The organism is Hydrocoleum sp. CS-953, assembly GCF_002260545.1.
GTDB lineage: Bacteria > Cyanobacteriota > Cyanobacteriia > Cyanobacteriales > Microcoleaceae > Trichodesmium.
This window is the reverse complement of sequence record NZ_LGSU01001309.1, coordinates 1-9701: the sequence shown is the minus strand read 5'-3', so window position 1 is coordinate 9701 and position 9701 is coordinate 1. Positions and strand designations below refer to the sequence as shown.

5 protein-coding genes and 3 pseudogenes are annotated in these 9701 nt (G+C 35.9%); 2 read left to right on the top strand and 6 right to left on the bottom strand.

Annotation, left to right across the window (positions count from 1 at the left end):
• Window positions 1-82: 82 nt before the first annotated feature.
• Window positions 83-1048 (bottom strand): lysylphosphatidylglycerol synthase transmembrane domain-containing protein, encoded by a 966-nt coding sequence (locus AFK68_RS23785; protein WP_094675639.1) that lies wholly within the window; start codon window positions 1046-1048, stop codon window positions 83-85.
• 92 nt (window positions 1049-1140) lie between these two features.
• Window positions 1141-1422: a hypothetical protein gene (locus AFK68_RS23780; RefSeq protein ID WP_094675637.1), complete on the bottom strand. Its 282-nt coding sequence runs from the start codon at window positions 1420-1422 to the stop codon at window positions 1141-1143.
• Window positions 1423-1796: 374 nt separating this feature from the next.
• On the opposite strand from AFK68_RS23780, the pseudogene AFK68_RS46280 reads away from it, so the two are divergent.
• Window positions 1797-3044: pseudogene (locus AFK68_RS46280) on the top strand (SBBP repeat-containing protein); the annotation flags it as partial.
• Window positions 3045-3052: 8 nt separating this feature from the next.
• The gene (locus AFK68_RS46275; protein WP_371357530.1) at window positions 3053-4711 is read left to right on the top strand and encodes an SBBP repeat-containing protein; all 1659 of its coding nucleotides are present in this window, start codon (window positions 3053-3055) and stop codon (window positions 4709-4711) included.
• A gap of 701 nt (window positions 4712-5412) precedes the next feature.
• On the opposite strand, the gene AFK68_RS23765 is transcribed toward AFK68_RS46275, so the two are convergent.
• The 4 genes and pseudogenes from AFK68_RS23765 to AFK68_RS46265 all read right to left on the bottom strand — a co-directional run.
• Window positions 5413-5673 carry a DUF928 domain-containing protein gene (locus tag AFK68_RS23765; RefSeq protein WP_168186622.1) on the bottom strand — a complete coding sequence of 87 codons (261 nt, stop codon included), beginning with the start codon at window positions 5671-5673 and terminating at the stop codon, window positions 5413-5415.
• Between the two features lie 473 nt (window positions 5674-6146).
• Window positions 6147-6305 (bottom strand): hypothetical protein, encoded by a 159-nt coding sequence (locus AFK68_RS46270; protein WP_143438183.1) that lies wholly within the window; start codon window positions 6303-6305, stop codon window positions 6147-6149.
• Window positions 6306-6333: 28 nt separating this feature from the next.
• A pseudogene (locus AFK68_RS43600) lies at window positions 6334-6858 on the bottom strand (CHAT domain-containing protein); the annotation flags it as partial.
• Window position 6859: 1 nt separating this feature from the next.
• A pseudogene (locus AFK68_RS46265) lies at window positions 6860-7210 on the bottom strand (CHAT domain-containing protein); the annotation flags it as partial.
• Between the last annotated feature and the right edge of the window lie 2491 nt (window positions 7211-9701).

The following is a 9701-nucleotide window of genomic DNA, read 5'->3' as shown; positions in this document are numbered from 1 at the left end:
CTTATAACCCTCCAAAATAAACGAATTTGATATTAGCTCTAATTTCTCTACTCCCTACACTTCCCACACTTTCCACACTTCCCTACTCCCGACTCCCGACTCCCTGCTTCCTAATTAAATATTTCCCAAAAAATGGCAAACCAGCAATTGCTGGTAATAGATAACGGGATGTACAAAGTAACCCTAAAGCAGCTCCAACTTCTTGAGGAAAATAGGGTTGATAAAACATAATAAAAGCAGCATCACGAGTACCAACTCCTGCAAAAGTTAAAGGTAATAATCCGGCTAAAATTGCTAGAGAAGATAATGCTAAACTTTCAATAAATGGTGCTGAAGCATTTAACGCTAAAGTAAAAAACCAGATTTGTGATAAATGCCCAAACCAGATAAATATAGAGGTAACAGCAAATTTTGTTAATTGTAGTTTGTCGTGCCAAAAATATCTGTGCATTTCTATCCACGAATTTTCTAAACTATCAATTTTTACACCTATTTTTTTCGGCGCAACTTTTCGGGAAATTTCAAAAAATATTCTGGCAAATTTACGAGAGGATAATAACAATAAGCAGATGATTAAACCTAATGCGACTCCAGCAGTCATCATCCAAAATAATAAGTCTTTTTCAGGATAAACAATTAAACCAAAAACGCACCATAGTAACAAAGAAACTAAATCACAAGCCTTTTCAAAAATAACTAGAGATAAAGATAAAGTTCCTTCTAAATGCCCCCGTTGTTTCATAAAATAAGCTTTAGCAATATCTCCCATTTTTGACGGCAATATCATGTTTAAAACACTGGCAGCTAATATTAATTCGTTTGCTTCTCTAAAATTCAAATAAGATGATGATTTTCTACCCTTTTTTGGCATTAACTGTTGTAATCGCCAAGCAGTTAACATTGTCAATGGAATTATCATGTTTATGCTAATTATCATCCATATAGGGTTAGAATTTTGAAATACTTTTATTAGTCCAGCAAAATCAATTTTCCAGTAGATGGCTATCAGAATAAGTAAACTTATAATTAGAGAAATTAGTCGTTTCATTATTTATTTGTGAATTAGTCTTGATTATGCGCAGTAGTGATTCTGAAGTCTTTCACTGAGTCTAAATTACTTTACTACGTTAAAACAGAAAATCAATCAACACAATTAGATTTCAATAGAAGAAATAATTGCCTCAGAGTAAAGGCCACACCAGAACTGTGGACTAAGTTAATAAACTTTCCAGCTTGGCCTTTTTCTTGTTTTTCGGACTTGCTGTTCAATTTAGCCTTATACTCTTCAAACTTGGCCTGAATTTCCAAGCCAACTTGAGAAATTAATCTTTTTTGAGATACTGATGTTCTAGGGGAATTGTAAAGTTCTGATTTAGGAAGACTGGAGTCTAAACTGCTGAAACTTTCAACTCGATCTTTCACAGCAGCAGGTTTGGAATTTGATAGTTCAATTATGGCGAAAAAATCATGGGCAGAAGATTTTATTAAATAATTGGAAGAGGTGGAAAAAATAGCTAAAGGTATAGGATGTTTAGATAAGCTTCATATTTAGCCAGACTCAGAATTAAAAGGTTATGTAGAGGAAGAAAAATTAAATTGTTCGTAATATATGCCAACATTAGAAAAATGGCAGGAGGAAATAGTTTCTTATACAAGAAAAGAAACCAGAAAAAAAGATACAAATCAAGTAGCTATTCAACTTGAAATTCAAGTTTTAGCCAACATTGACTTTTTCAGCACTTGGAAATTTTCCAAGTTCCTGCTAATCTTATGCTTGATTTTGTTAGAGAAAATTAATGACAAATTTCTTAGAGTTACCAGAAAATATATTAACAGGTCTACCTTTAACTAATCTGCCTGAATATAATGAAATTAATAATCTAAATATTGCCTCTAGTTCAGAAAGATTACCTCTGGAATTAAAGGTAGAAGCATTGGAGATATCCGAGGCAGATTTATCTGAAACTAATGACTTGCTCACAGGCATTAGTTTTATCGAAAATGTAGGGCAAGTTAACCATGCTTATGTTGAGTATTTAGCTAAAGCAAATAACTACGATTTACTATTTTATAAAGATGAAATTACCTTTAGTGCTACTCAAAATATCGAAGGTGAAACTATTTCAGATGTAGTGAAGTTAAATTTTGAGAATGCTAACTCTAACCCTAAGATAAATCCCCTAAATAAACTGCCGGGAGTTGCCAATTTTTTCCAAGGTAATGACTTAAATAATTGGCATACCGATCTGCCAACTTATGCAGCTATTGAGTATGAAAATTTATATCCGGGTATTGACCTAATATATAGTAGTTTAGATGATCAACTAAAAAGAGATTTTATTGTCGCTCCCGGTGCTGATACTTCTGACATTATTCTCAATTATAGTGGAGTTGAAGAAATTAATATTCTTGCTGACGGTACTCTTTCTATAAATACAGAATTAGGAAAATTATCTGAAGCACCCCCAATTGCTTATCAAGAAATAAATGGTGAGGAAATTGCAGTAGAAGTTGCCTATCAACTACTCGGAAATAATCAAGTAGGATTCGACATTGGAGAATATAATAAAGACTATGAATTAATTATCGACCCCACTGTAGAATATTCCACATTAATTGGCGGAAATGGTTTTGACCGTGGTAATGGTATTGCTGTAGATGTTGCCGGAAATGTTTATATAACTGGAGATACTACTTCCGTTGATTTTCCCACAATAAATGCTATTCAACCAGACTTTAATGGTGGGGGAGCAGTCTTTAATAACGATGCTTTTGTGACTAAACTCGACCAAAATGGAACTGTTCTTTGGTCTACTTATTTTGGAGGAAGTAACGATGAATTTGGTATAGATATTGCAGTAGATATTGCTGGCGGAGTTTACGTTACAGGTAATACTAATTCCCTAGACTTCCTAACAGTTAATGCCTTCCAAACTACTTATGGTGGAGGAAGTTTTAACGGCGATGCTTTTGTGACAAAACTTTCTAGTTTAGGTAATAGTGTCCTATATTCTACTTATCTTGGTGGTCGAGATGAAGATATTNATTTGGTATAGATATTGCAGTAGATATTGCTGGCGGAGTTTACGTTACAGGTAATACTAATTCCCTAGACTTCCTAACAGTTAATGCCTTCCAAACTACTTATGGTGGAGGAAGTTTTAACGGCGATGCTTTTGTGACAAAACTTTCTAGTTTAGGTAATAGTGTCCTATATTCTACTTATCTTGGTGGTCGAGATGAAGATATTAGTAGAGGTATTGCCGTAGATAATAATGGCAATGCTTTTGTAACAGGAAGTACGGGTGGTTTTTCCCCATTTCCTGCCGAGCCTGTTCCTAGTTTTGCTGACTTTCCTACAACAGAAAATGCTTTTCAAACCACTACTACTAATAATGTTAATCGAGATGCTTTTGTGACTAAATTATCCAGAAATGGCAGAACTTTAGCATATTCAACCTTATTAGGAGGCTTTGATTTAGATTCAGGAATTGACATTGCTGTAGATAATAATGGTAATGCTTATATAACAGGTTCAACTAGGTCTTTTGACTTCCCACTTCAGAACCCTCTGCAAAATTTTTATGGCGGGGATAGCGATATTTTTGTTACTAAATTAAATCCAGAAGGTAGCGATTTAATTTTCTCAACTTTTTATGGTCGAAGTGATGGAGATGCTGGTAGCGGTATTGCCATAGATTTAGCTGAAAATATTTATGTTTCTGGTACAACAGGAACTCGTATTCTTCAGGGAGATATTGCTGTTTCTCCTGTGGGATATTTTCCGGCTTTTAGTGGATTTCAAAATTTCTTTGGGGGCGGTAGTAGTGATGCTATTGTGATGAAAATTAATCGGGATAATAGTTTAGGATATGCGAGTTTTTTAGGTGGAAATAGTAGTGAATTTGCTAATGATATTGTTGTAGATAATTTAGGTAATGCTTATGTTACGGGTAGCACTGCTTCTGTTGATTTTCCAATTATTAATGAATTTCAAGAAGGAGTTGGTTTAGGATTACCGGATGATGTTTTTGTTAGTAAAGTTTCCAATAGTGGAACGTTTTTGGATTTTTCTGCCACTATTGGAGGTGTGGGGAATGAGTCAGGAAATGGTATTGCGATAGACCCTGCTCAGAATACTTATGTGGTTGGTTTTTCTGATTCTATAGATTTTCCAATTATTGATGCTTTGAATACTTCTGGTTTGGAATCTAATGCTTTTGTGGCTAAGATTATTCCAGATATTATGCCACCTGATACTTTTCAAAATTTTATTCAGTATGTGAGCGAACAAAGAATTAATCCTATAGAAATATATTTTGATGAAGAGTTTTATTTAGAAAATAATCCTGATGTAGTTCAACTAATACAAAATGGTTTGTTTCCAAATGGTTTAGATCATTTTATGAATAGAGGTCAATTTGAAGGACGTAACCCTAGTCTTTTATTTGATGAAACTACTTATTTAGTCGAAAATCCTGGTGTTAGTCAAGCTGTAGCAAATAATGTCTTTAAGAGTGGATTCGATCATTTTGTTAATGTTGGTTTTTTTGAAGGTCGTGATGAACGTACTATTGAATTTGATGAAAGATTTTATTTAACTTCTAATCCTATTGTGGCTTTAGCAGTAGAAAATGCCATTTTTAAGAGTGGATTTGAACATTTTATTATATTTGGTGAAGCTGAAGGACGAGCTGGGAATAATTTATAAATAATACCAATTCCCAAAAGTAATTCTATACTTGATTAATAGTTCAGTTATTAAGTAATCACCTTGGGATAATTACCTTTTTGCTGATTTGAGATAATTTAATCTTTGATTATCCTTAGTTTTACTTCTCCCCCACTCCCCTACTCCCCTACTCCCCTACTCAATCAANAATCAATTACTTATCCCTATTTCCTACTCCCTACTCCCAATTACCTATTCCCTATTATACCAATTCCCAAAAGTAATGCTATACTTGATTAAGACTTCAGTTATTAAGTAATTACCTTTGGATAATTACCTTTTTGCTTATTTGAGACAATTTAATCTTTGATTATCCCTATTTTTACTTCTCCCGTACGGACGTTGCATGCAACGTCCCTACCTACTCCCCTACTCCCCTACTCAATCAAATGTAGAAAAGTTTTTGAGAAATGGTAATTAGGGAGGAGTCAGGAGTCAGGAGAAAAAAAAGGGCGTTGCATATTTCCGGAATAAATTAGTGTGGGGAGTTTGGGGGCGTTGCGTCCTTTGTCTCCTGGAATTATTGTTTTAGAGAAAGAGGAATTCATTCTCCATTAACGAACAAATTAACAACAATCTTGAATCGGATAGTTAACTAAATCATCATCCCACTTTTTACCTAATAAACTCTTAAATCTATCCTTTATTTCTGGATTATTAGGATTACTCCGATGCAAGTTTCATAACTCTGTAACACTCTCATGCCACAAATTATTTTCTTGATAAATATCAATCTTTTCTATAACAGTTTCAGCCGATTTTAACTTACTAATCAAACTATCGCTTGCTGCTATCCTTAATATTAATCCTTGAACTACTACCGATCTATCGTCTCCACAATCAAAAGTAAATTCCCAACTATAAGAACTATCTATCTCTAAAGGTGGTGCAGAACAGGGTAATTTCCAACTAATAAATCTTGGCTCTGATTCAACAACCAAATCTGGATAATTAATAGAGTTGTTGGGAAATAAGGTAGAATGAGCAAAGAATAAATTGGCCAGAAGAATTCTAAACGTTGAACGAGCCCTAAAACAAGACAGGTTACTAAGAGCATTAACAGGATTAAACCGTAAAGCATTTGAATCCTTGTTGAAGTCTTTTCACCAAATATAACCATGATTTTGATGACAAATTAATGTTAACAGCAACTGGACTATGGAACTTGTACCTGATAGCAGCATAAATAATAAAATCACGCTCCCAAAATTAATTAGTTTAAGTTTTCATTTTTCACTCACCTAAGTTATTTCCCAACAACTCTAATATACCCAAGTCATTGCGACTGGAACGGAGTGGAGGGAAGCAATCTCTTATGTGCGCGGAGATTGCTTCCGCTTCGTCGCTGCGGACGACTGTTCAACCGGATTTTATATTAAACCAAATTGATTAATTATCCATTATCCATTATTAATTACCAAGGACTACCAACCATAGTAAACCCAGACCAATAATAAGGATGAGAAAAATTTTGATTACCAAACTTCCCTAATGCTGACGGCAACACCACCGCCCCACGCGCTCCACTTCCCCTTAACTCCCCTTCTACAATAACCACTTCCCCTCGCAACATTGCTAACTGCGTCTGTCTTAACGCCTCNATAAGGATGAGAAAAATTTTGATTACCAAACTTCCCTAATGCTGACGGCAACACCACCGCCCCACGCGCTCCACTTCCCCTTAACTCCCCTTCTACAATAACCACTTCCCCTCGCAACATTGCTAACTGCGTCTGTCTTAACGCCTCTGCTTTAATCTTAGCATTATTCAAATGAGTATAAAACTCCGTCATTAACCCCAATGTTCCTTCATCACTCACATACCACACACTGGCTAATGCTGACTTCACACCTGCTGCTACTGCTAACCCCGCAAACCCTAACTCGGCATTTCTGTCTCCCACAGCAGTGCGACAAGCAGACAAGACTAACAATTCTACGGCAGGTTGACTCCAACCTAATTCTCTAACTTGGTCTAATTTTATTTGTTCGTTATTCCAAAGTTGAATATAGGAATTACTAGCTTTACCCGGCTTAAACTCTGCATGAGTAGCTAGATGAATAATAGGATAGGGATAATTTTTTCGTTGAGTTAGTAGGTTATTACGAGTAAAATCTTCATTGAGNGGGTACTGCTGGTAATGGCTCTTGTTCCATAAATTCACTGGCTCCCATTGCTAATACTTGAGTATCTTGAAGTGGGCGATAATTAGTATCCATTAAACTCACACTGGGAATTAAACTGAGGCTATATTTTTCAATTAAAAATTGTTCTCCGTCATGTAATACTGCTACAGGTAAAGTCCGTAAACCTTCATCCATACTAAATAGTAAAGTATCGATATTTGCAGCTTCTAATTCTTCTGAGATAGGTGCAATGAGCCAATCATATAATTGTTGTGCTGGTGGCAAATAACTATCAGTAAAACGACGGGCAGGATTTGTAATATGTGCCCGTAATTTCAGGGAAACTTTCATAAGTTTTTTCCGTTGGGCATCAGGAATAGTTTTAATAATTGGCTTACCATCCTTGGTATATAAGATTATTTGTAATTGGTCGGAATAAGAATTAATATAAACTACAGCAGATTCTTTTCCGGTGTGTTTTGCCATATCGGTTAAAATTTCTCGGACGTTTTTTGTGCTAAGAAATTGTTCGTTTAAATCTGTTCCGAAGTAATTTGAATATTCGGATATTCGGTTTTGTTCTAACATGGTTATTACTTGGTCTGAACCTGTGGCTACTGTGAGAGGGTTGGTATTAGGAGTATCAATTATTTTTAAGATTTGTTGGGTGTCGGTGCTACTGTTAATGGATGATTCTGTCTGACTTTGGGCGGTTGTTGTGTTGGCTGTTTGATTATTGTTACTGGGGGTTGCTGTGGAAATTATATCGGAGGTTGTGCTTGTTGATAAACTGTTATTTTCTCCGGAATTTGTGGTGGTATTGTTTGTGGAGTTGTTGAGGGTATTTGTATTATTATGGGAATTTGTGATGGTATTATTTGTGGAATTGTTGTTAGAATTTACTGAAGTATTATCGGTATTTTGATTAACTCCTGGACGTTGAATGTTGGTAAATTTATTGCCAAAAGTTTGATTGAAATTATCTATATTAATATCACGACCTGCGGTTTGATTATTGTTAGTATTACCTTGGGCTTGTTGGTTGAAATTATCTATATTAATATCACGACCTGCGGTTTGATTATTGTTAGTATTGCCTTGGGCTTGTTGGTTGAAATTATCTATATTAATATCACGACCTGCGGTTTGATTATTGTTAGTATTGCCTTGGGCTTGTTGATTAAAATTATTTATATTAATATCACGCCCTGCGGTTTGAATATTGTTAGTATTGCCTTGGGCTTGTTGATTAAAATTATTTATATTAATATCACGCCCTGCGGTTTGAATATTGTTAGTATCGCCTTGGGCTTGTTGGTTGAAATTATCTATATTAATATCACGACCTGCGGTTTGATTATTGTTAGTATCACCTTGGGCTTGTTGGTTAAAATTATCTATATTAATATCGCCATCTGCGGTTTGATTATTGTTAGTATCGCCTTGGGCTTGTTGGTTAAAATTATCTATATTAATATCGCCATCTGCGGTTTGAATATTGTTGGTATCGCCTGTTTCTGCTGTTTGATTAAAATCATCTATATTCTGGTCTCCTCCAGAATTAATTTCACTATTGACATCTCCTTCTCCTCCATTTTGATTAATGTCTTCGGCGGTAATATTATCTGTTGCTCTGAGTGTTAAATTTCCAATTGTTCCATCTGAACTTATTGTTATATCAAAAGTTCTAATAGAACCATCTGTAGCTTCTACATTGATTGCATCTGCGCTTGTTTTACCAATGGAGCTTAAGTTTCCTGTGCCTACTTCTGCTCCGTTAATTTCAATACTACCACTGCTTCCTGCTGGTGCTTGCGTGGTAACGTTGTCTGTGCTTACTTCTGCTGTGNTTAAATTTCCAATTGTTCCATCTGAACTTATTGTTATATCAAAAGTTCTAATAGAACCATCTGTAGCTTCTACATTGATTGCATCTGCGCTTGTTTTACCAATGGAGCTTAAGTTTCCTGTGCCTACTTCTGCTCCGTTAATTTCAATACTACCACTGCTTCCTGCTGGTGCTTGCGTGGTAACGTTGTCTGTGCTTACTTCTGCTGTGCGACTTTGTATTCTCAAATTACCACTTTCTGTCATGCCATAAGATGAGACGTTGGCTAATGTTACACTTTCTGGGGCGTTAACTTCTACGTTTCCTCCTTTTCCTTGGTTTGAGTAGGAGTCTATATTGCCTGTGGAGTAAATTTCTCCTATTTGACTATTGACTGTAATATCGCCTCCTTCTTTCATTCCTTCTGAACGAATGCTGGTAATATTAATACTACCTGGGGATGTGAGGTTGACATCTCCGGCTATTCCTTCTTCTGAATATGTGTTTAATGCTCCTGTTGCATCTATACTATTTTCACTGCGACTATTGATGGTAATATTTCCTCCTTTTTCCATTCCTTGAGACAAAATTGTGTCTGTATGNCCTGTTGCATCTATACTATTTTCACTGCGACTATTGATGGTAATATTTCCTCCTTTTTCCATTCCTTGAGACAAAATTGTGTCTGTATGGATATGATCTGCTGCTGTGAGATTAACATTTCCGGCGGTGCCTTTTTGGGAGAATGTTTCTATTTCTTGGGTGGCGTTAATTTCTCCTTGTTGACTGATAATTTCCACGTTTCCGCCTGTGGTGGGTTTGCTTTCGTTGAGGGCGCTTGCTTCTAGTTTGCCTGTGGTAATGTTTTCTCTGGCGTTGAGAGTTATATTTCCGGTGCCGTCTGGGGAACGAGAATTTATGGTTCCGGCGGTGGTGTCTATTGTGCTGTTGTTGCTGTCAAGGGTGATGTTTCGGGCGACTCCTTGGGTTGCTTCTCCTTGGGGTATGGGAATG